Annotated in this window: 19 protein-coding genes and 1 pseudogene; 11 read left to right on the top strand and 9 right to left on the bottom strand. The window is 69.4% G+C overall.

Annotated elements, in window-relative coordinates; genetic code table 11:
- From pssA to ACLJRL_RS09305, 3 genes are all read right to left on the bottom strand, one after another.
- The gene (gene pssA / locus ACLJRL_RS09315) at positions 1-972 is read right to left on the bottom strand and encodes a CDP-diacylglycerol--serine O-phosphatidyltransferase (RefSeq protein WP_410655670.1); all 972 of its coding nucleotides are present in this window, start codon (positions 970-972) and stop codon (positions 1-3) included.
- 3 nt (positions 973-975) lie between these two features.
- The gene (locus ACLJRL_RS09310; protein ID WP_410655669.1) at positions 976-1,704 is read right to left on the bottom strand and encodes a phosphatidylserine decarboxylase; all 729 of its coding nucleotides are present in this window, start codon (positions 1,702-1,704) and stop codon (positions 976-978) included.
- A gap of 477 nt (positions 1,705-2,181) precedes the next feature.
- Positions 2,182-2,475 (bottom strand): GlsB/YeaQ/YmgE family stress response membrane protein, encoded by a 294-nt coding sequence (locus ACLJRL_RS09305; protein WP_410655668.1) that lies wholly within the window; start codon positions 2,473-2,475, stop codon positions 2,182-2,184.
- Between the two features lie 80 nt (positions 2,476-2,555).
- Between ACLJRL_RS09305 and ACLJRL_RS09300 the strand changes: the two genes are divergently transcribed.
- The gene (locus ACLJRL_RS09300; RefSeq protein WP_410655667.1) at positions 2,556-3,119 is read left to right on the top strand and encodes an ArsR/SmtB family transcription factor; all 564 of its coding nucleotides are present in this window, start codon (positions 2,556-2,558) and stop codon (positions 3,117-3,119) included.
- Positions 3,116-4,369: an MFS transporter gene (locus tag ACLJRL_RS09295; protein ID WP_410655666.1), complete on the top strand. Its 1,254-nt coding sequence runs from the start codon at positions 3,116-3,118 to the stop codon at positions 4,367-4,369. Before ACLJRL_RS09300 ends, ACLJRL_RS09295 begins: the two co-directional genes overlap by 4 nt.
- A gap of 18 nt (positions 4,370-4,387) precedes the next feature.
- Here the strand turns inward: ACLJRL_RS09295 and glp are convergent, their stop codons facing one another.
- A complete protein-coding gene (glp, locus tag ACLJRL_RS09290; RefSeq protein WP_410655665.1) occupies positions 4,388-5,590 on the bottom strand; it encodes a gephyrin-like molybdotransferase Glp in 1,203 nt (400 codons plus the stop codon).
- A 74-nt stretch (positions 5,591-5,664) separates the two neighbouring features.
- Here glp and ACLJRL_RS09285 point away from each other — a divergent pair, with 74 nt between their 5' ends.
- The 5 genes from ACLJRL_RS09285 to groL all read left to right on the top strand — a co-directional run bounded on the left by ACLJRL_RS09285 (position 5,665) and on the right by groL (position 10,687).
- Entirely contained in the window at positions 5,665-6,342 is a 678-nt protein-coding gene (locus ACLJRL_RS09285; protein WP_410655664.1) for a TIGR00266 family protein, read from the top strand.
- A 4-nt stretch (positions 6,343-6,346) separates the two neighbouring features.
- Positions 6,347-6,967 carry an AIM24 family protein gene (locus ACLJRL_RS09280; protein WP_410655663.1) on the top strand — a complete coding sequence of 207 codons (621 nt, stop codon included), beginning with the start codon at positions 6,347-6,349 and terminating at the stop codon, positions 6,965-6,967.
- 116 nt (positions 6,968-7,083) lie between these two features.
- Positions 7,084-7,290 (top strand): cold-shock protein, encoded by a 207-nt coding sequence (locus tag ACLJRL_RS09275; RefSeq protein WP_247058582.1) that lies wholly within the window; start codon positions 7,084-7,086, stop codon positions 7,288-7,290.
- 66 nt (positions 7,291-7,356) lie between these two features.
- Positions 7,357-8,811 (top strand): serine/threonine-protein kinase, encoded by a 1,455-nt coding sequence (locus tag ACLJRL_RS09270; protein ID WP_410655662.1) that lies wholly within the window; start codon positions 7,357-7,359, stop codon positions 8,809-8,811.
- A 247-nt stretch (positions 8,812-9,058) separates the two neighbouring features.
- A complete protein-coding gene (groL, locus tag ACLJRL_RS09265; RefSeq protein WP_410655661.1) occupies positions 9,059-10,687 on the top strand; it encodes a chaperonin GroEL in 1,629 nt (542 codons plus the stop codon).
- A gap of 197 nt (positions 10,688-10,884) precedes the next feature.
- Here groL and ACLJRL_RS09260 read toward each other — a convergent pair whose 3' ends face one another.
- Positions 10,885-11,109, bottom strand: a complete 225-nt coding sequence (locus ACLJRL_RS09260; protein ID WP_410655660.1) for a PspC domain-containing protein — start codon at positions 11,107-11,109, stop codon at positions 10,885-10,887.
- Between the two features lie 96 nt (positions 11,110-11,205).
- On the opposite strand from ACLJRL_RS09260, the gene ACLJRL_RS09255 reads away from it, so the two are divergent.
- The 3 genes from ACLJRL_RS09255 to ACLJRL_RS09245 all read left to right on the top strand — a co-directional run bounded on the left by ACLJRL_RS09255 (position 11,206) and on the right by ACLJRL_RS09245 (position 13,856).
- Entirely contained in the window at positions 11,206-12,000 is a 795-nt protein-coding gene (locus ACLJRL_RS09255) for a transporter substrate-binding domain-containing protein (protein ID WP_410655659.1), read from the top strand.
- Positions 12,001-12,078: 78 nt separating this feature from the next.
- The gene (locus ACLJRL_RS09250) at positions 12,079-12,750 is read left to right on the top strand and encodes a hypothetical protein (RefSeq protein WP_410655658.1); all 672 of its coding nucleotides are present in this window, start codon (positions 12,079-12,081) and stop codon (positions 12,748-12,750) included.
- 197 nt (positions 12,751-12,947) lie between these two features.
- Complete coding sequence (locus tag ACLJRL_RS09245; RefSeq protein WP_410655657.1) at positions 12,948-13,856, top strand: M23 family metallopeptidase; 909 nt, start codon at positions 12,948-12,950, stop codon at positions 13,854-13,856.
- Positions 13,857-13,915: 59 nt separating this feature from the next.
- Here ACLJRL_RS09245 and ACLJRL_RS09240 read toward each other — a convergent pair whose 3' ends face one another.
- Positions 13,916-14,860 (bottom strand): o-succinylbenzoate synthase, encoded by a 945-nt coding sequence (locus ACLJRL_RS09240; RefSeq protein WP_410655656.1) that lies wholly within the window; start codon positions 14,858-14,860, stop codon positions 13,916-13,918.
- Between the two features lie 66 nt (positions 14,861-14,926).
- Between ACLJRL_RS09240 and ACLJRL_RS09235 the strand changes: the two genes are divergently transcribed.
- The gene (locus ACLJRL_RS09235; protein WP_410655655.1) at positions 14,927-17,758 is read left to right on the top strand and encodes a BTAD domain-containing putative transcriptional regulator; all 2,832 of its coding nucleotides are present in this window, start codon (positions 14,927-14,929) and stop codon (positions 17,756-17,758) included.
- A 101-nt stretch (positions 17,759-17,859) separates the two neighbouring features.
- Here ACLJRL_RS09235 and ACLJRL_RS09230 read toward each other — a convergent pair.
- The 3 genes and pseudogenes from ACLJRL_RS09230 to ACLJRL_RS09220 form a co-directional block, all read right to left on the bottom strand.
- Positions 17,860-18,680, bottom strand: a pseudogene (locus ACLJRL_RS09230) (DUF72 domain-containing protein).
- A gap of 53 nt (positions 18,681-18,733) precedes the next feature.
- The gene (locus ACLJRL_RS09225) at positions 18,734-19,489 is read right to left on the bottom strand and encodes a DUF4253 domain-containing protein (RefSeq protein ID WP_410655654.1); all 756 of its coding nucleotides are present in this window, start codon (positions 19,487-19,489) and stop codon (positions 18,734-18,736) included.
- 199 nt (positions 19,490-19,688) lie between these two features.
- The gene (locus tag ACLJRL_RS09220; RefSeq protein ID WP_410655653.1) at positions 19,689-21,335 is read right to left on the bottom strand and encodes a DNA repair helicase XPB; all 1,647 of its coding nucleotides are present in this window, start codon (positions 21,333-21,335) and stop codon (positions 19,689-19,691) included.
- Between the last annotated feature and the right edge of the window lie 45 nt (positions 21,336-21,380).

Here is a 21,380-nt window from a genome sequence, read left to right as displayed (position 1 = left end):
TCAGCGTTTCCGCAGCCCGATCCGGCGCCAAGAACGACGTCGCGGGCCACGGCCGTTGTCCCGGTCCTTCTCGGGGGAGATCGTGCGCGGAGCACGCGCGACGTGCTGCTCGCCTCGCTGCAGCCGGACCCGCTGGGCGGCACCGGCGACGACGCGGCGCAGCGGCGGGCGCAGGCCCAGACGGCGGCGGCTCGACGAACGCCGGATCGCGCGCCGCTCCCGCGGCGGAGCCATCCAGGCCTCCGGATGCCCGGCGAGCCAGCGCTGGCGGTACATCGAGTACGGGATGTGCGCCAGGTACAGCACCATCGCGATCGCCAGCGCCACCAGCGGGAACTGGATGATCGCGGCGGCCAGCAGGCCCACGCCGACCAGCAGCGGCGCGATCGCCTTCGGCGGCGCCTTCACGGTCTTCAGCGAAAGCGTCGGGATCCGGCTGATCAGCAGTGCGGCGACCGCGATCGTCCACACCCAGACCGTGTACTGGTGCGACCACCAGCCCTGCCCGAACTGCAGTTCCAGGATCAGCGGCAGCATCGCCAGCAGGCCACCCATGGGAGCGGGCACGCCGACGAAGAACTCACCCGCGTAGGGCGGCTGCTCGGTGTCCTCGATCAGGGTGTTGAACCGCGCGAGCCGCAGGATCATGCAGACCGCGAAGATCAGCGACACCACCCAGCCGATGCGTTCGCCCTCGGCGTGCCAGACGTACAGCACCAGCGCGGGCGCGACACCGAACGAGATGCCGTCGGACAGCGAGTCGAGCTCCTGGCCCATCTTCGACGTGGCGTCGAGCAGGCGCGCGATCCGGCCGTCGAGGCTGTCGAGCACCGCGGCGATCCCGATCGACGCGATCGCCATCGGGTAGTTGCCGATCAGCGCGAACTGCACGGACGACAGACCGGCGCACAGGGCGAGCACGGTGATGGCGTTCGGCAGCAGCCGGACGCCGGGAGTGGTCACGCGGACCATGGATCAGCCTTCCGGGTGCGGCGCCGCGGGCAGCTCGGCGATCGGGGTTTCCCCGCCGATCGTGCGCTGGCCCTTCGAGACGAGGACCTTGCTGCCGGGGGGCAGGTACAGATCGACTCGCGAGCCGAAGCGGATGATGCCGTACGTCGATCCGACGCCGACTTTGTCACCCTCGCGGATTTCGCAGAGGATGCGCCGGGCGACCAGCCCGGCGATCTGCACCACGACGAGCTCGTGGCCGTCTTCGGTGCGCATGAGCACGGAGTTGCGCTCGTTGTCATCGCTCGCCTTGTCCAGGTCCGCGGAGAGGAACTTGCCGGGCCGGTAAGCGACTTGCTCGATCACGCCCGACGCCGGGATCCGCTGGACGTGCACGTCGAACACCGACAGGAACACGCTCACCCGCATCCGCGGTTCGGCGGACAGCCCCAGCTCGGGCGGCGGGACGGCTTCCTCGATCAGCGAGACCAGGCCGTCCGCCGACGCGACCGCGAGGCCGGACTGGGTGGGCGGGACGCGCTGGGGCTCACGGAAGAACGCGGCCGTGGCGGCCGTCGCGAGCGCTCCGACGACACCGAGGCGCTTGGAGAACTTCCGCAGCACCAGGGTCGCGGCGAGACCGCCGAACACGAACGGCCTGCCGGCCGGGTGCATCGGCGGAACGGTCTCGCGGGCCAGCTTCACGGCGTGTGCGAGAGGGTTGCCAGTGGATTCCGGCCGGTTGCCGCTCATTGGTCGGGGTCACCGCAGTTCGTGTCGGGGAGTGGGGTCTTGAGAAGCCACCACGCTACCGCCCTGTCTCACCCGCGGGCGTGGCCTCCCCCGGAAGGGTTTCCCCGCCACGGGTGGGAGGGACCACATCCGGGTAACGGTAGGTGGAACTCGTCGATAACTCTAGGTAATGGGAGCTGATCGCCGACCTTGAGGACCTGAGAATGCCCGCCTGCCCGGACCCTGTCGGCGAGCGTCTCGCCGAGCTGTTCCGAGCCTGGAAGAGGGACATTTCGGCGGCGCCGATGCCCGCACTCGTCGACCCCGTACGCGCGGCCGCCGTCATCGCGCGGGCGCGGGCGAACGGGTGCATATGCCCCCCGACGGCACATGCACCCGGACGCGGGCACCGGAACTGAGCGAACCTCCCACATTACTCGGCCGGAAGCCGTTGATCACCGCTCGCGAGAAAACCGTTACCAACGGTCACTCCGCTGGTCAGCGGCGATAGGGCGGCTGCGCATCACGACGGCGGCCGGAGCCGCGTACCAGGCGCAGCAGGGCGAGCAGCACGATCGAGCCGAGGATGGCGACGCCGAAGCTGGGGAAGTCGAAGTCGAAGGACTGCTCGCTGCCCGTCGCGACGCGGTAGATGAAACCGCCCAGCGCCGCGCCGAGGACGCCGATCAGGATGCTGAACAGGCAGCCGCCACGCCGGTCGGGGCCGCCCACCACGATATTGGCCAGCCAGCCCGCGATGGCGCCGAAGACGATCCACGAGAAGAAACCCATGCGACCAGGCTACCGGCGCGGATGGAGTAGCGCACAAGAGGACTTGTACAAGATCTCTTGTGCAACTACTGTTGTGCGTTATGACCGACGACGAAGTGCGGGAAGTCCACGATTCGAAGGTGCTCGCCGCGATGTCCCACCCGCTGCGGCGCCGGCTGCTCGACGTCCTCCGCGTCGACGGCCCGTGCACGGCGTCGGTGCTCGCCGAGCGGACCGGGCAGGCCGTCGGGAACGTCAGCCACCACCTGAAGGTGCTCGCCGCCAGCGAGCTCGTCGAGGAGGCGCCCGAACTCGCCCGCGACCGCCGTGAGCGCTGGTGGCGCAGGGTCGGCTACGCGGTTTCCTGGTCGCCGTCGGACTTCCCGGACGACCCGGTCGCGGCCGCCGCCGAATCCCTCGCCCTGGAACGGCAGGTTTCGATGGCACGGCAATGGTTCGCCGAACGCGAGAACTATCCGGAGGAATGGCATCGGGCCGCCTTCGTCACCGACAGCTGGATGAAGCTGTCGGTCGCGGAAATGGCCGAGATCGAGGGCCGGATCCAGGCGCTGGTCCGCGAGTACAGCGACCGTGACCAGCCGGACGACGGCCAGGAACGCAAACCGGTGTTCTTCTCCACCCGAGCCGTCCCGGCCCGGCCGTGATCACCCGCGAACGCGGCGGATTGCTGCGCTCACGCGATTTCCGGCTGCTGTGGTCCGGCGAGACGACCAGCGTGCTCGGCAGTTCCATCGCGGTCGTCGCGCTGCCGCTGGTCGCCGTGGTCACCCTGCAGGCGAGCACGTTCGCGGTCGGGCTGCTGACCGCGGCCGCCTGGCTGCCGTGGCTGCTGATCGGCCTGCCCGCCGGCGCGTGGGTCGATCGCTGGCCGAAGCGGCCGATCATGCTGGTGTGCAACACCGTTTCGATGGTGGTGTTCCTGAGCGTCCCGGTCGCCGCGTGGTTCGGCCTGCTCACGATGACCCAGTTGCTCGTCGTCGCCTTGGCCGGCGGCGTGGCGAAGGTGTTCTTCAACGTCGCCTACCGCGCCTATCTGCCTTCACTGGTCTCGAAGGAGGAACTCCAGGAGGCCAACGAGAAACTGCAAGGCAGCGAGTCCGCCGCACAGATCGGCGGCCCCGGGCTCGCCGGGCTGTTGGCCCAGGGCTTCGGCGCCGTCGCCGGGGTGTTCGCCGACGCCGTCAGTTTCGGGATCTCCTTGCTGTGTCTGCGATCCATCCGCTACCGCGAGCCACGGCGCGTGGTCACCACGCGGTCGCGACTGCGGGACGAGATCCGCGAGGGCCTCGATTTCGTTCTCCACGACCGGTTCCTGCGCGTGTTCGCGGTCTTCGGCGCGGTCTCGAACGTCGCGCTCATGGGGTATCAGTCGATCGAGGTCGTCTTCCTCGCCCGCGATCTCGGGGTGGGGCCGGGTGTCGTCGGTCTGGTGCTCGCGCTCGTCGGCGCGGGCGGTGTCTTCGGCGCCGCGTTGTCGGGCAAACTCGCCGCACGCATCGGCACCGCGCGAGCCTTCGTGCTCTGTGAGGGCTTCGGGGCGCTGATGATGTTGCTGGGGCCGCTCGCGCAGGGAGGCTGGGGGCTCGCGTTCTTCGTCGCCGCGGGGTTTTCGCTCAGCGCCGGGGTGGTGGGCTCGAACGTCCTCAACGCCACGTTCAAGCAGCGCTACGTCCCGGCGGCGATGTTCGGCCGGGTCACCGCGAGCATGTCCGTGCTGAGCTTCGGCGCGATCGCGCTCGGCGGCCTGCTCGGCGGGATCCTCGGCGAGACCGCCGGCGTGCGGCAGACGTTGTGGCTGATGGCCGGGCTCGAAGTCGTCGCCGTCGCCGCGCTGCTGTTCACGCCGATCGGCCGGTGCCGGGACTTCCCGACCACGTCGCGTTTAGCGGGCTAAACGCGACGCGGGGGGCGGTCAGAGCAGGAGGACGTCCACCTCGGCGCCCTGCTCGACCGAGTCGACGTCCTCAGGTAGCACGATCAGGCAGTTCGCCTGCGTGAACGACGCCAGCAGGTGCGAACCGGGGCCGCCGCGCGGTCCGACGATCCCGGTGACCTCGCCTTCGGAATGTGTATAGAAGCCCCGCCGGAACTGACGCCGTCCGGCGGGGGACGTCATCGACTCGGTCAGCCGGGCCCGCACCTTCTGGCGGTCCACTCCGGAATGTCCCATCGCGGCGAGCAAGGCCGGCCGCAGGAACGCTTCGAACGACACGAGCACGCTCACCGGGTTGCCCGGCAGCGTCACCACCGGCACACCGTTCCACCGGCCGCAGCCCTGCGGCCCGCCCGGCTGCATCGCGACCTTCCGGAATTCCACGCCCTGCCCGGTCAGCGCGTCCTTCACGACCTCGTACGCGCCCGCGCTCACCCCGCCCGAGGTCACCAGCAGATCCACCTCCGCCAGCCGCGGCTCGATCACCGCGCGGAACTCGTCCACGTCGTCGACGACACTGCGCACGACGTCGACCTGACAGCCGAGCGCGCGGATCCCGGCGGCGAGCATGATGCTGTTCGACTCGTAGATCTGCCCGAACCGCAAGGGATTCGGCGCGTCGACGAGTTCGGTCCCGGTGGAGGCGACGAGCACCCTCAACGGCCTCCGCACGGGAACCTCGGCGAGGCCGACGGCCGCGGCGAGGCCCAGTTGCGCCGGGCCCAGCACCGTCCCGGCCGAAAGCGCCAGCGTGCCTTCGACTACATCTTCACCGAGACGCCGGATGTGCGCGCCCGGGACAGCCGTCCTGAGAATCCGGACGTCGGTCACGCCCCCGTCCGTGTGCTCGACCATCACGACCGCGTCCGCGCCGGGCGGCAGCGGGGCGCCCGTCATGATCCGGTGCGCGGTCCCGGGTTCCAGGTTCCCGATGTCGATCCGGCCGGCGGGGATGTCGTCGGCGACCGGCAACGTCACCGGCACTGTGTCGGCGGTGGCGATATCGGCCGCGCGGACCGCGTAACCGTCCATCGCGGAGTTGTCGAACGGTGGCAGCGAGACCCCCGCGAACACGTCCTCGCCCAGGACCAGCCCGGCGGCGGAGGCGAGCGGAAGGGGGATGACGGGGGCGTTTCCCAGAAGGCCGGTGACGGTCTCACGGTGGGTGTCGACGGAGATCACGCCGACCATCCTCCCCGGTCGGGCGCCGCATGCAAGACTCTGCGCGTCACAACGACCACCGGGGAGACGAAGACATGCAGGTTCAGATCCGTCACCAGCCATCGTTCGCGGTGGCCAGGCTTCAGCTCGCACCGGGTGAACCGGCGCAGGTCGAGTCCGGCGCGATGATGGCGACGAGCTACGGCGTGCAGGTCCAGTCCCAGGCGCAGGGCGGCATCATGAAGGGTCTCGGCCGCGCCTTCCTCTCCGGTGAGTCCTTCTTCATCTCCACCTACACCGCCCCGCAGAACGGCGGCTGGGTCGACGTCGCCGCGAACCTGCCCGGCGACATGCAGGTCATCAACCTCGACGGCCGCACCGGCTGGTGCGTCACCCGCGGCTCGTGGCTCGCGTCGTCGCACGGCGTGCAGACCGAGACCAAATGGGGCGGGCTCAAGAACCTCGCCGGCGGCGAAGGCGGCTTCCTCACCCACGCGACCGGACAGGGCCCGCTGGTCGTGGCCTGTTACGGCGCGCTGGAGACGGTCACCCTCCAGCAGGGCGAGGTGATCACCATCGACACCGGGCACGTCGTCGCGTTCGCCGACACCGTCCAGTACCAGATCCGCAAGGTCGCCACCGGCATGATCCAGTCGATGAAGAGCGGTGAAGGCCTCGTCTTCGACTTCGCCGGTCCGGGACAGCTGCTCACGCAGACCCGCAATCCGTCGGCGCTGTCCGCCTGGGTGATCGCCCAGGTCCCCGCCCGCTGAGCGCATGCGGATCCAGACCAGGCACACCCCCAACTTCGGGGTCGCCCGCATCCTGCTGTCCCCCGGCGAGGCCGTCCAGGCCGCCGGGAACACCATGCTGGCCAGCAGCTTCGGCATCACCGAAACCGTGCCGGCCCGCGGTGGTTCGCGGGCGAGCAAATCCGCGCCGTCGGTGTTCAACGCCCCCGAAGGCGGCGGCTGGATCGACTTCGCGCCGCTGACCGCGGGCGACGTCCATCCGCTGGAGTTCACCGGCGGATCGGGCTGGTGCGTGAGCCGCGACGCGATCCTCGCCCGCCCGGCGACCATCCGGCAGGACCCGGGCTGGGCGCCGCTGCAGAAACTCTTCGGGGGCGATTCCGGTTTCCTGGAGCACTACAGCGGCACCGGTCCGCTCGTGCTGGCCGCGCAGGGCCCTGTCGACGCCTTCGAGCTGACAGCGGGCGAGCTCGTCACCGTCCGCCCCGATTTCCTGCTGGCCTATCCGGACACCGTCCAGTGCCGTCTGCGGGCGATCGATCCGTCCGGCCCGCAGTCGGTCCGCACCGGTGAAGGGCTCGCTCTGGACTTCGCGGGCCCAGGACGCGTCCTTGTGCAAGCGCGCAATAGGCGGCTTTCTCAGTGACGACCTTAGGGCGAATCGACCATTGCCGAGGCCGGTAATTCGGGTAGCGTGAACTGCACTCGAAACCGCCGTCCGGGGCAGAGAAGGCGGCGGATCCCGTGCTGAGGGAGGGCGCCGTGACTGTCGGCACCGTCAAGTGGTTCAACTCGGAAAAGGGCTACGGATTCATCGAATCCACGGAAGGGCCCGACGTCTTCGTCCACTACTCGGCCATTCAGGCCGACGGGTTCCGGACGCTCGACGAAGGTGATCGTGTGGAATTCGAAGTCCAGTCCGGGCGTGACGGGCGTAGTCAAGCGGCGGACGTGCGCAAGGTCTCCTGAACCCGGAGGCCCCGGTTCGGGCCAACCCCCGGCAGCAGCCGGAACTGGCGCGTTAGGCTGCGCTGCGTGACAGGCGATGAGTCGGGGGACCTGACCGGTCGCCGGCTGGGCAACTACCGCATCGACGGTGTGCTCGGCAAGGGCGGCATGAGCGTGACCTATAAGGCCACGGACGTGCGGCTCGGACGCAAGGTGGCACTGAAGATCATCGGTGATCACCTCGGGGCCGACGCCGAGTTCCGCGAGCGCTTCGTCGACGAGGCGCGGAACACGTCCGCGATCGACCATGCCAACGTCGTGCCCCTGTACGACTTCGGCGAGCTCGAAGGCATGCTCTACATCGCCATGCGCATGGTCGACGGCGGGGACCTCGCCGGCCTCATCTCCGGTGGCCCGATCGCGCCCATCCGCGCACTCACCATGCTCGACCAGGTCGCCGACGCACTCGACACCCTGCACAACCGCGGTCTCGTGCACCTCGACGTCAAACCGGCGAACGTGCTGGTCACCAGCAAGGAGACCTCGCGCGAGCACGTCTACGTCGCCGACTTCGGGCTGACCCGCCGCGGCGCCACCGGGCACCGGACCCGCGGTGGCGACTTCCTCGGCTCGCCCACCTACGCCGCGCCCGAGCATCTGCGCGGCGAACCGCTGGACGGCCGCACCGACCAGTACGCGCTCACCTGTGTCCTCTATGCCTGCCTGACCGGCAGCCCGCCCTTCAAAGGCGACGTGCAGACGGTCATCAAGGGCCACCTGAACGGCGAACCCCCCGCGATCTCGCGGATCGTCGGCCTGCCGGCCGGGATCGACGAGGTCATCCGGAAGGGAATGGCGAAGAATCCCGCCGATCGGTTCCCGAACTGTGTTGAGATGATCGCGGCCGCCAGGCTCGCGCTGGGTTCGCTCGCGACGTCGAACGAGCCCCCGGGCCCGCCCGGGACCGCGACGCCCGCGCCGGTCCAGCAGACGGCTCAGCAGCAGGCGCCACGGCAGAACACGCCGCCACAGGGAGAGGGGGGCCCCGTGCATCCGTACGGAGGTCAGCAGCAGCCGGGCTATGGCCAGCAGGGACCGGGCCAGCAGGGTCCGCCGCCGCAGGGCCCGCCCCCGGGATACGGCCCGCCGCCGCAACAGGGTGGCTTCCAGCAGGGCGGCTACCAGCAGCAGGGTCCGCCGCCCGGCTACGGCCCGCCGCAGCAGCAAGGCGGCTACCCCCAGCAGGGCGGCTTCCAGCAGGGCCCGCCCCCGGGTTACGGGCCCCCGCCGCAGCAGCAGGGCGGTTTCCAGCAGCAGCCCAAGAAGGGCGGCGGCGCCAAGTGGATCTGGATCATCGTCGGCGTCCTCGTGGTCGCCGGCGCGATCGTCGCCGCGATCTTCATCTTCAGTGACTCGGGCGGCAACGGCCCGCAGACCACCGCGCCGAACATCCCGGTCGGCCCCGGCGGCTCGCAGTCGCAGGCGCCGGAGTCGTCCCTGAAGGCCCCGCCGACGTCGATCAGCATCAAGCCGAGCAGCTGACACTTCGACCCGCTCACCTGCGGTTCTTGCACTCGACCCTGGAGAGTGCTAAACACGGTATTAGCACTCGACGCCGTCGAGTGCCAGGCAGGCGATCACCGATCGCTCGCCTGAGGTCGGGAAGGTGAGGCCGCACCCTTAACCGGGTGGGTCGTCCGTCGCGGGCACCGAGCCTGGCCGAGGAAAGAGTCCTGCCGCCGCGCTGAGTAGCGCGCGGCGGCGCCCAATACCGGAGGACCACACCGAAATGGCCAAACTGATCGCGTTCGACGAGGACGCCCGCCGCGGTCTCGAGCGTGGCTTGAACATCCTCGCCGATGCCGTCAAGGTGACCCTCGGCCCGCGGGGCCGCAACGTCGTGCTCGAAAAGAAGTGGGGCGCGCCGACGATCACCAACGACGGTGTCTCCATCGCCAAGGAGATCGAGCTCGAAGACCCGTGGGAGAAGATCGGGGCCGAGCTCGTCAAGGAAGTTGCCAAGAAGACCGACGACGTCGCGGGTGACGGCACCACCACCGCCACCGTGCTCGCCCAGGCTCTCGTCCGCGAGGGTCTGCGCAACGTCGCCGCCGGGGCCGACCCCATCAGCCTGAAGCGCGGCATCGAGGCGGCCGTCGAGGCCATCACCGAGCAGCTGCACAAGATGGCCGTCCAGATCGAGACCAAGGAGCAGATCGCTGCTACCGCCTCGATCTCGGCCGCTGACCGCACCATCGGCGATCTCATCGCCGAGGCGCTGGACAAGGTCGGCAAGGAAGGCGTCGTCACTGTCGAGGAGAGCAACACCTTCGGGCTCGAGCTCGAGCTCACCGAGGGCATGCGCTTCGACAAGGGCTACATCTCCGGTTACTTCGTGACCGACCCGGAGCGTCAGGAAGCCGAGCTCGAGGACCCCTACATCCTCCTCTTCGGTTCCAAGATCTCCACCGTCAAGGACGTTCTGCCGCTGCTGGAGAAGGTCATCCAGTCCGGCAAGCCGCTGCTGATCATCGCCGAGGACGTCGAGGGCGAGGCTCTGGCCACCCTGATCGTCAACAAGATGCGCGGCACCTTCAAGTCCGTCGCCGTCAAGGCCCCGGGCTTCGGTGACCGCCGCAAGGCGATCCTGCAGGACATCGCGATCCTGACCGGTGGCCAGGTCATCGCCGAAGAGGTCGGCCTCAAGCTGGACAACGCGGACCTTTCCCTGCTGGGCAAGGCTCGCAAGGCCGTCATCACCAAGGACGAGACCACCATCGTCGAGGGTGCGGGCGACGCCGACCAGATCCAGGGTCGCGTCAACCAGATCCGCGCCGAGATCGAGAACTCGGACTCGGACTACGACCGCGAGAAGCTCCAGGAGCGTCTGGCGAAGCTGGCCGGCGGCGTGGCCGTCATCAAGGCCGGTGCCGCCACCGAGGTCGAGCTGAAGGAGCGCAAGCACCGCATCGAAGATGCAGTGCGCAACGCCAAGGCCGCCGTCGAAGAGGGCATCGTCGCCGGTGGTGGCGTCGCTCTCATCCAGGCTGCCGAGGCTGCCTTCGCCGGTCTGAAGCTCGAGGGCGACGAGGCCACTGGTGCCAACATCGTCAAGGTCGCCGTCGAGGCGCCGCTCAAGCAGATCGCCATCAACGCCGGCCTCGAAGGCGGCGTCGTGGCGGAGAAGGTCAAGGGCCTCCCCACGGGTCACGGCCTGAACGCCGCCACCGGTGTCTACGAGGACCTGCTCGCCGCCGGCGTGCCGGACCCCACGAAGGTCACCCGTTCCGCGCTGCAGAACGCCGCTTCCATCGCGGCGCTGTTCCTGACCACCGAAGCCGTCGTGGCGGACAAGCCGGAGAAGGCCTCGGCCGCTCCCGCCGACCCGTCCGGTGGCATGGGCGGCATGGACTTCTAAGTCGCTGAAGCACCACCCCGAAAGGCCCGGATGCGCTCTGCGCGTCCGGGCCTTTCTTCGTCTCCAGTGACGATGTCGCGCAGCGCGTGAGGGCCACCCTCAGGGACTCAGAGTCCCTGAGGGTGGCCCTCACGCGCTTCCCCTACCCCCGGCGGTCAGCGGACGCCGCGGCCCCTGCACGCGGCGTCCGCGCCTGTTCAGGAGTCGCCGGCCTGCTCCGGAGTCAGGAGCCAAGCGGCGACGTAGACCGGGATCGCGAACCCGGCGGTGACGAAGACACTGGCCACGAGGGCGATGCGGAGTATCGCGGCGTCGACTCCGAGGTAGGCGGCCCAGCCGCCGGCGACGCCCGCGACCATCTTGTCGGTGCGGCTGCGGTAGAGCTTCTTGGTGGCCTGGGGGGTGTACACGCTGTTCGTCATGGCTCAATGTTCGCCCGGGAACGACCCCGGGCACATCGGGGAACGGCCCGGATCCGACCCTGGAATCGGACCCCTGAGGGTGGGCACAATGCCCTGATGACGATCAAGGCGAAAGCGCTCACGTTCGGGGTCGCGGTGCTGACCGTGCTGGGGATCGGCACGGCCAGTGCCGCACCCGAGGGCCATGGCGCACAGACCAGGCTCGATGTCGTCCAGACCCGCGGGGAGATCCGCGTGTGCTCGACGGGGGACTATCGCCCGTTCACCTACCGGGACGCCGCCGGTGCGTGGAGCGGGATCGACATCGAGCTCGCGGGCGATCTCGCGCAGCGGCTCGGCGTCCGCCTGAAGCTGGTTCAGACCACTTGGAAGGCGATCGCCGACGACGTCGGGCGCAAATGCGATCTGGCGATGGGCGGCGTTTCGGTGACCCTGGATCGCGCGAAGAAGGGGTTCTACACCGTTCCCTACCTGAGGGACGGCAAGACGCCGATCACCTTGTGCGAGAACGAAAACCGGTTCCGGACCCTGGAGCAGATCGACCGTCCCGGCGTCCGGGCGATCGTGAATCCCGGTGGTACCAACGAACAGTTCGCCGACGCGAACCTCAAGCAGGCGAACATCGTCCGGCATCCGGATAACAACACGATCTTCGCCGAGATCCTCGCCGGGCGCGCCGATCTGATGATCACCGACGCCACCGAAACCCGTTGGCAGGCAAAGCAGAATCCGCGGCTGTGCGCGGTGCACCCCGATGAGCCGTTCACCTTCTCCGAGAAGGCGTACCTGCTCCCGCGCGACGTCGTGTTCAAGGAATGGACGGACCAGTGGCTGCACCTCGCGCTGAACGACGGGACGTACGCGCGGATCACGAAACCCTGGCTCGGCTGAAATCGGTTTGAACCACTTTCGTTATCTGACCGTATCTCCAGATGTGGGTGAGGGAGGAATCAGACCGGAGGAACACGGATGAGGAACAGCGCCGGGAAACACCGCAAACGCGCGACGATCGGCATCGCGTCTGTGCTCGGAGTGGCCGCGATCGCCGCGGCCATGTTCGCGGTCAGCACTCCGGATGGACAGGCCTCGGAAAGCTGCCAGGGGCTGGACACGGCACTCCAGAACAACCTGAACTTCATCGCCGGCCAGAAGGCGGCCCCGGACGCCCTGTCCGAGGCACGGATCGTGAACCGGCAGGCCGTCGTCGACCTCATCCAGCAGCGCCGCGAGACCGCGGGCTGCACCGGGAACGTGCAGGCCGACGGCGGTGGGCAGCAGCAGGATCAGGCCGCGGACAAGGCGGAGGCCGACGCCGAGGAAGCCGTCGGGATGGACGACGCGATGGCGGCCGAGGACGAGGCCGCTGGGCAGGACGATGCGGCCGCAGGGGGCGGCGACGTCGTCTGTGAGGGCTCCACCGTGACGCTTTCCGGCGAGGGCGGCGCGCCCGCCGCGTCGAGCAGCGAATTCCCTGCGGGCACGCAGCTGAAGGTGACGAACCTGGACAACGACAAGTCCACGACCGTCGAGGTCACCGGGGTTTCCGGCAGCTGCGCGCTGCTCAACAACGCCGCCTTCGAACAGGTTCGCGAACCTGGGAAATTCTTGATCCGCCGGGCCATCATCGAGCGGGTCGGCTAGACACCCCCGCGCGGACCGGGGGTGAACGGGCCGCACTGAGGAAGAGCACCGGATCGCCGCTGACGCGGACGGGTCCGGTGCGGCGGCGACACGAGCCCTCCTGGCGACCCCTCGGCCAGGAGGGCTCGTGGTCGTTTGTATCTCGCTTGTATGCCCTTTCGGGACGCTTCTCGCGAAACGCCGAGAAAGGACATCCGATGAGAATCAGACGAGTGATCACCGCGGCCGCCACCGCGTTGCTGGGCATGGCCGGGCTGGCGATCACCGCGACCGCGGCCGAGGCCGCCGTCGGGCCGCGTCCGAACTTCCAGCTTCCGTTCCCCTGCAACCAGACGTGGAACGGCGACAACGACAACAGCAGCGCGCACCGGGCGTACGAGATCGACTTCAACCGCGGCGGTTCCGCCGGTGCCGACCTGGGTGACACCGTCGTCGCGGCGGCCGCGGGCAAGATCGTCACCTCGGCGCACCAGGGTTCGCAGAACGGCTTCGGCAACCTGGTGAAGATCGACCACGGTGGGGGATGGTCGACCTACTACGCGCACCTGAAGGTCCGCTCGGTCTCGGCCGGCGCCCAGGTCGCGCAGGGGCAGAAGATCGGCGAGGTCGGCAACACCTCCAAACCGGGCAACAACATCAGCCCCCACTTGCACTACGAGGTCCGTACCAACGACTCGACCTGGCCGAGCAACATCAAGCCCGCGTACTTCAACGGCGCGAAGTTCGGCTACCCCAACGCGAACGTGACTTCGAAGAACACCTGCGGCGGCACCGGGAACCCCAATCCCTATGACGCCGTCGAGGTGTGCGGCGACGGCTACAAGGTGATCGACTCGCAGGCGCTCGGCAGCGCCGCGACCACGTACCTGCTTTACAACGGCACCAACAAGAACAACTGCGTCGCCACGATCAAGGCGACGTCGGTCGGCACGGGCAGCGCGGTCTCGGCGTTCCTCGAAGTGGAAGGCACACAAAGGAAGACCGACTCCGGCAGCTTCGAGTACTACGCCGGTCCGGTGGCCGCGGCCGCGGGCGCGAAGTGCGTCAAGTGGGGCGGCTCCGCGGGCGCTGTGAGCTACGAATCCCCGCTGGAACACTGCAGCTGAGGTCCAGTCAAGTGCTATGAACGAGTCTTTCCTTGCAAAATTTGCAAGGAAAGACTCGTTCATAGCATCCGGAGGTGGGCGCGGACCCGGGTGAAGCGGTCCTCCCAAGCGGCACGGACCTCGGGGGAAGCGGCATGCGCGCCGAAGAGATCCGGCTCGGGAGCCTGTCGCGGGACGGGCAGGCGACCGTCCACAGGAGACAGTGAGTCGCCGCAGACGTCTCCGGTCAGCAAGGACATCGTGCCCAGCCCGCAGGCGAAGTCCAAAGTGGGCAGTGCGCCCGCGAGCGCCAGTCCGGCGGCGAGGCCGACGCTCGTCTCGACAGCCGAGGAGATCACGCACGGCAGGCCGCAGGCCTCGGCCACCTCCAGCGCACGCCGGACCCCGCCCAGCGGCGCGACCTTCAATACGGCCACGTCGGCCGCGCCCGCGACGGCCACCTTGAGCGGGTCTTCCGCCCGGCGGATCGACTCGTCGGCGGCGATCCGCACCTCGACCCGGCGGCGGACGGCGGCCAGGTCCTCAAGGGACGGACACGGCTGCTCGGCGTACTCCAGCCCGCCCGCCGCCCGGTCCAGCTCGGCGATCGCCTTGACCGCCGTGTCGACGTCCCAGGCCATGTTCGCGTCGACGCGAATCGCTCCCGACGGGCCCAGCGCGGCCCGGACCGCTTCCACCCGGGCGCAGTCATCGGCGAGGCTGACCCGCGGATCGGCGACCTTCACCTTCGCCGTCCGGCAGCCCGACGCGGACACCAGTTCGTACGCCTTCTCCGGCGATACCACCGGGACGGTCGCGTTCACCTCGACGCTGTCCCGCACCGGCAGCGGCCAACCGCGATCGCTCGCCTCCAGCGCGGAAGCGAGCCACGGCGCGCTCTCGGCGTCGGAGTAGTCCGAGAACGGGCAGAACTCGCCCCAGCCGGCGTCACCGCGGATCAACAGTCCTTCACGGACGGTGATGTTGCGGAACCGGGTGCGCAGGGGAATCGCGTAGACGTCCATCGACGCCGATCATGCCACCGTCAGTAAGACCGGAATCACGTGCCGATTCCGTCGATTCCGGACAGAATGAGCGGCGTGGCGCTCGACTTTCGCGTGCTGGGGCCCGCCGAGGTCACGGCAGACGGGCTGCCGGTGCCCCTGGGCGGCAGCAGACCGCTCATCGTGCTGGCCGGATTGTTGCTGCGCGCGAACACCGTGGTGCCGGTCGAGGAACTGGGCCGCTGGCTGTGGCCGGACGACCGGCGGCGGTCCAAAGGCGCCCTGCAGACCTACATCCTGCGGGTCCGCCGCGCGCTCGGCGACGAGGTCACCATCCGCACCGAACGGGGCGGCTACCTGCTCGAACTCGACGAGCGGCTGCTCGATCTCACCCGATTCCGCTCCTTGGCCGCGGAAGGCGCGGACGCCGTCCGGGCCGGCGATCCGCGCTCGGCCGCGGACCGGTTCGCCGCCGCGTTGTCCGAATGGCGCGGCCCGGCTCTGCAGAACGTCCACTCCGAAGCGCTGCTTCGGGACGAAGCCGATCAGCTGGGCGAGGAGCGGTTGCGGGTCCGCGAGCAGTGGGCCGACGCGCTCATCTCGCTCGGCGACCACGCCACCGTCGTCCCCGAGCTGACCAGGCTGTGCCGGGAGAACCCGCTGCGGGAGCGGCTGCACGAGCAACTGATGCTCGCGCTGTACCGCTCCGGCAGGCAGGCCGAGGCACTGAACGTCTACCGCCGGATCGGCGCGGTGCTCGCGGAGGAACTCGGGCTCGACCCCGGCGCGTCGCTGCGGCGCGCGCACCAGGCGATCCTGACCGGCGAAGAGTCCGGCGAGACCACATTGGACTCCGGGCTGACGCGGTACCGGCTCGGCGCGGAACCGCTGATCCCGCGCCAGCTCCCGGCGGATCTCCGGGTGTTCTCCGGCCGTCAGCGCGACCTCAAGGCCTTGCGCGAACTGGTCCCGGAGGCGCTGGACACCGAGACGTCGACACCGATCGCGTCGATCGAGGGAATGGGCGGCATCGGCAAAACCACCCTCGCCATCCATTTCGCGCACGAGGTCGGAGACCGTTTTCCCGGCGGGCAGGTCTACCTCAACCTGCGCGGTTACGGCCCCGGGGAGCCGCTCGAGGTCGCCACCGCGCTCGAAACCATGCTGACCTCCGTCGGTGTCCCGGCCGATCAGATCCCCGCCGACGTCGACGGCCGCGCGGCCACCTGGCGCACCTACAGTGCCGGCCGCCGGATGCTGATCCTGGTCGACAACGCCGCCAGCACCGAACAGGTCCGGCCGCTGCTGCCCGGGCCCGGCTGCTTGGTGCTGGTGACCAGCCGCTGGCAGTTGCAGGCGCTCGTGGCGACCCACGGCGCGCGGCGCGTCGCGCTGGAGGAACTGCCCGACGGGGACGCGATCGCCCTCGTCGCTTCGACGATCGGGCTGGACCGGGTCGCCGAGGATCCCGAGGCCACCGAACGGTTCGTCCGCTACTGCGGCGGGCTGCCGCTGGCCATCCGGATCCTCGCGGTGCGGGCAGCGCAGTTCCCGGATCTTCCGCTGCGGGAGTTCGTCCGACTGCTGGAGTCCGAACAGGACAGGCTGGGCTCGTTCGACCTCGCGGACGGCGACGAGACGAACATCCGGGCCGTCTTCTCGTACTCGTACCGGGCACTCGACGAGCGTGCCGCGCGGATGCTGCGCCTGCTCGGCCTCCCGACCGGTGGCGACTTCAGCGTGCCCATGGCGGCGGCGGTGGCCGGCGTCGACATCGCGGAAGCGCACGCGGACCTGGCGAAGCTGACCGCCGCGCACCTGATCGCCCGGTCCCGGCCCGGCCGGTACCAGTTCCACGACCTGATCCGCGCCTACGCGGCCGAGCTGTCGGCGAAGGTGGACGGGCCCGCCGTGCGGGCGGACGTGCTGGACAGGCTGCTTCACGCCTCCCTGGCGTCGGCGCTGAACGCGTCGAGGTTGCTGCGCTCCGACCGGCACTACCGGCTCGTCGAGCCGGAGCGGTTCGACGGCGCCGGGCTGAAGTTCGGGAACTACGAGCAGGCGCTCGACTGGTTCGACGAGGAAGCCGGCAACCTCATCGCCGGGGTGAACGTCGCGTACCGGGAGCGACGGCACCGCGAGTGCTGGCAGCTCGCGTGGCTGCTGCAGTCGTACTTCATCGTGCGGGCCCGGCTGGAGGACTGGCGTTCGGTGTTCGGCTTGGCGCTGCGTGCCGCCCGCGAAATCGGGGATCGTTCCGGCGAGGCCGCGATCCTCAGCGGGCTCGGCGTGGCCTGCGGGGTGTCCCGGCAGTACGAGGAGAGCACTGGCTACCTCAAGCAGGTGCTCGAACTGCAGCAGCAGGTCGGCGACCGGCAGGGCGAGGCGCGGGCCCTCTACAACCTCACCCTGGCCAGCGGGAGCCGCGGCGACACCGAGACGGCGTGGGAGTACGGGACGCGGGCGTTGCGGTTCATCCGGGAGTACAACGTCGGCGCCGGGATGGAGGCCAGCGCCCTGCAGGCGCTCGGCGACATCTGCACCGACGCGGGCCGCTACCAGCAGGCGCTGGACCTCGCCGACCAGGCCATGGCGCTGGCGTCGCACCTGCTGTCCGACGAGAACCGCTTCACCCTCCACACCAAGGGCATCGCGCTCGTCGGGCTCGGCCGGAACGACGAAGGTATCGCCTGCATGCGGCAGGCCGTCGAGATGTTCTTCGCGCACGGCGAGCTCTACGAGGCGGCCGACGTGCTGGCCCAGCTCGGCGGAATCCATCTGCGGCTCGGTGATCCCTCGTCGGCGCGCGACTGCTGGCTGCGCTCGGTGCGGGTGCTGACCGAGCTCGCCCATCCCGACGCCGAAGACGTCCGGACGAAGCTCGCCGCGCTCGTCGGCGGCGAGGTGGTGAAGAGCTGAGTGAGGCACGGGCGCCCGGCGTGCCGACCCCCAGTCGCAGCACGCGAGCACGCCCGTGTCCTCGGGAATCACCTAACAGGACGCCGCTCACTGTGCGCTGACTATGCAGCGTGAGCGAGGTTCGCGAGCGTGATCGCGTTCTTCGGGGCCTCGCCCTTCACGTCGTTGTCGAAGTAGACGTACGTGTCGCGATGCCAGCTCTCGATCTTGCGTGCCCACCGCTTGAGCACCTTGTCGCTGTATCCGCTGACGTACAACTCCTCGTCCCCATGCAGGCGGACGTAGGCGAAGTCGTCGCTCGTCATCTCCTCGACGAGTGGCCATTTTCCCGCCGTGTCCGCGACGACGAGCGCGATGCCGTGCTTCCGGAACAGCTCGATGCTCTCCGGCTCGGCGAAGCTCGGGTGCCGCACTTCCACCGCGTGCCGGAGCTTCCGGCGCGGCTTCGCGTCGGTGTACGGCTCGGACTTCAGCTTGTCGTCGTGCTTGCCCGCCAGCTCGGCCGCCGCGTGGCCGGTGCGGGGTAGCAGACCGAAGAACGTCTCCATGCGCTCGGCGTCGAACGCCAGCCGCGGTGGCAGCTGCCAGAGGAACGGCCCCAGCTTCCGCCCGAGCGCGAGGACGCCGGACGCGAAGAAGTTCGCCAGCGGCGTCTCGAAGTCACGAAGTTGCTTCATATGCGTGATGAAGCGGCCGCCCTTGACGGCGAAGACGAAGTCGTCCGGTGTCTGCTCGGCCCATTCGCGATAACGCTCGGGACGCTGCAGGGAGTAGAACGAACCGTTGATCTCGGCCGAGTTCATCCTGTGGGAGAGATACTCCATTCGCGGCGCTGCACCAGGCCACGGGGGTAGAAGTCCCCGCGCCAGGGCGGGTAGCGCCAGCCTGAGGTGCCGATCCTGATCTCGGCGACGTCGATCACCGCCTTTCCGCTCTGCTCTGAATTTCCCCTCTCCACTCGGCGCAAACGCTTGCTCAGGCCCAGGAGAACTGCCAGCGGCGAGTCTGGACCAGGTCGGCGGCGAACTCGCGCAGGTTGCCCGGCTGGCCGGCGAACGAGGGCAGGCAGAACGAGCGGTGCTCGGCGGCGACCGTGAGCGCGCGGCCCTGGGTGCGCGGCGGTGCGGCCACCGACAACTCCAGCGAGTCGAAGCCCAGCACTGTCAGCGTCGCGCCGAAGCGGTCCTCCCAGCTGCGCAGGACCGCCGACAGCTCGTGGACCTGGTCGGTCGCCTTGATCATGCCGGTCCAGCCCAGGATCGCCGGGATGTCCGCGGGCCGCTCCGTCTGCACCAGCGCGAGCCGGTGCGGGGCACGGGTGGCCAGGATCGACCCGGTGTTGCCCGCCTCGGCCAGCGGATCCGCGCGGCGCGAGGGGCGCCGGGCGAGGCCGGGGAACTTCGCGCCGAACGGGCGCAGGCACGCGCCGTCGCAGCATGAGGTGTCCCACCAGCGGGCCAGGACATCGGCCGGGTCCGCCGAGGCGATCCGGTGATCGGCCGGGGCGAGCCTGCCACGGTCGTCGATCCAGTCCTCGCCGTTGACCGCGAACCGCTGGTCGTGCGGGATGAGCACCGGCCACAGCCCGGACCGGTCGAACTCGGCGACGCAGGCCGTGTAGCGCGACGGCGTGGCCAAGGGCAGGTCCGACACCCAGACGCGGCCGTGCCACCGGCCGGGCGGCAGGGTCTGGACGGGCGGCGTGCCTGGGCGGAACGGTGCGATCGTCATCGGCTTCCCCTCGAACTGGTGTTCGGACAACTCTACCGAACACTAGTTCGAACCACCGACAATTTTCGATACCCCGTTTGCGGGATCCTGCGGACGATCTCGCGTTTCGTCCTCTGGTTGCGGTACTTGCATGCGCAAGTACCGCAACCAGAGGACGACTTGCGGCGGGTCAGGCCGGCGGGTCAGGCGGGGGTGGGGGTCAGATCGGCCGCATCAGGTCGTCGGCGTCCACGATCCGGTACGCGTAGCCCTGCTCGGCCAGGAAGCGCTGCCGGTGCGCCGCGTACTCGGTGTCGACGGTGTCCCGTGAGACGACCGAGTAGAAGTGCGCCTGCCGTCCGTCGCCCTTCGGCCGCAGCAGCCGTCCCAGCCGCTGCGCCTCCTCCTGCCGCGAACCGAACGTCCCGGAGATCTGGATCGCCACCGACGCTTCCGGCAGGTCGATCGAGAAGTTGGCGACCTTCGACACCACGAGCGTCCTGATCTCCCCGCGCCGGAACGCGTCGAAGAGTTCCTCGCGTTCCTTGTTCCGCGTCGCGCCCTGGATCACCGGTGCGTCGAGTTCGTCGCCGATCATCTCCAGCTGGTCGAGATAGGCGCCGATGACCAGCGTCGGCTCGCCGGGGTGCCGGTCCACCAGGGACTTGATCACTTTGGTCTTGGTGTCCGCGGTGGCCGCCAGCTTGTACCGCTCCTCGGCCTCGGCCGTCGCGTACGCGAGCCTCTCGGCGTCCGTCAGGGTCACCCGGACCTCGGTGCATTCCGCCGGCGCGATCCAGCCCTGCGCCTCGATGTCGCGCCACGGGACGTCGTACCGCTTGGGCCCGATGAGGGAGAACACGTCGCCCTCGCGGCCGTCCTCGCGCACGAGGGTCGCGGTCAGGCCCAGCCGCCGCCGTGACTGCAGGTCCGCGGTCATCCGGAAGACCGGCGCGGGCAGCAGGTGGACCTCGTCGTAGACCACCAGGCCCCAGTCACGCGAGTCGAACAGGTCCAGGTGCCGGTACTCGCCCTTGGTCTTGCGCGTGACCACCTGATACGTCGCGATGGTGACCGGCCGGACTTCCTTCTTCTCGCCGGAGTATTCGCCGATCTCCTCTTCGGTCAGCGACGTCCGCGCGATCAGTTCGCGCTTCCACTGCCGCCCGGCCACGGTGTTCGTGACGAGGATCAGCGTCGTCGCCTTCGCGTGCGCCATCGCCGCCGCGCCGACGAGCGTCTTGCCCGCTCCGCAAGGCAGGACCACGACGCCGGACCCGCCCGCCCAGAACGCCTCCGCGGCCTTGCGCTGGTAGTCGCGCAGCTCCCAGTCGCTCTCGTCCAGTTCGATCGGATGCGCTTCGCCGTCGACGTAACCGGCGAGGTCCTCCGCGGGCCAGCCGACCTTCAGCAGCACCTGCTTGAGCCGCCCGCGCTCGGACGGATGCACGATGACGGTGTCTTCGTCGATGCGCGCGCCCAGCATCGGGCTGATCTTCTTGTGCCGGAGGATCTCCTCCAGCACCGCGCGGTCGGTGGTCGCCATGACCAGGCCGTGCGCCGGGTGGTTGGCGATCTGCAGCCGGCCGAACCGGCCCATCGTGTCGACGATGTCGATCAGCAGAGGCTGGGGCACGGGGAACCGTGAGTACGTCGTCAGCGCGTCGACGACCTGCTCGGCGTCGTGGCCCGCGGCGCGCGCGTTCCACAACGCCAGCGGCGTGATCCGGTAGGTGTGGACGTGCTCGGGCGCGCGTTCCAGTTCGGCGAACGGCGCGATGGCGATCCGCGCGTCGTCGGCCTGGCTGTTGTCGACCTCGAGGAGCACGGTCTTGTCGGACTGGACGATCAGCGGGCCATCGGTCACATCCTCCTTTATACGTTCCGGCCACACCGGCGCCCGCCGCGGCAC

The organism is Amycolatopsis sp. lyj-112 (genome assembly GCF_046549055.1).
GTDB lineage: Bacteria > Actinomycetota > Actinomycetes > Mycobacteriales > Pseudonocardiaceae > Amycolatopsis.
This window is presented reverse-complemented; position numbering and strand designations above follow the sequence as displayed.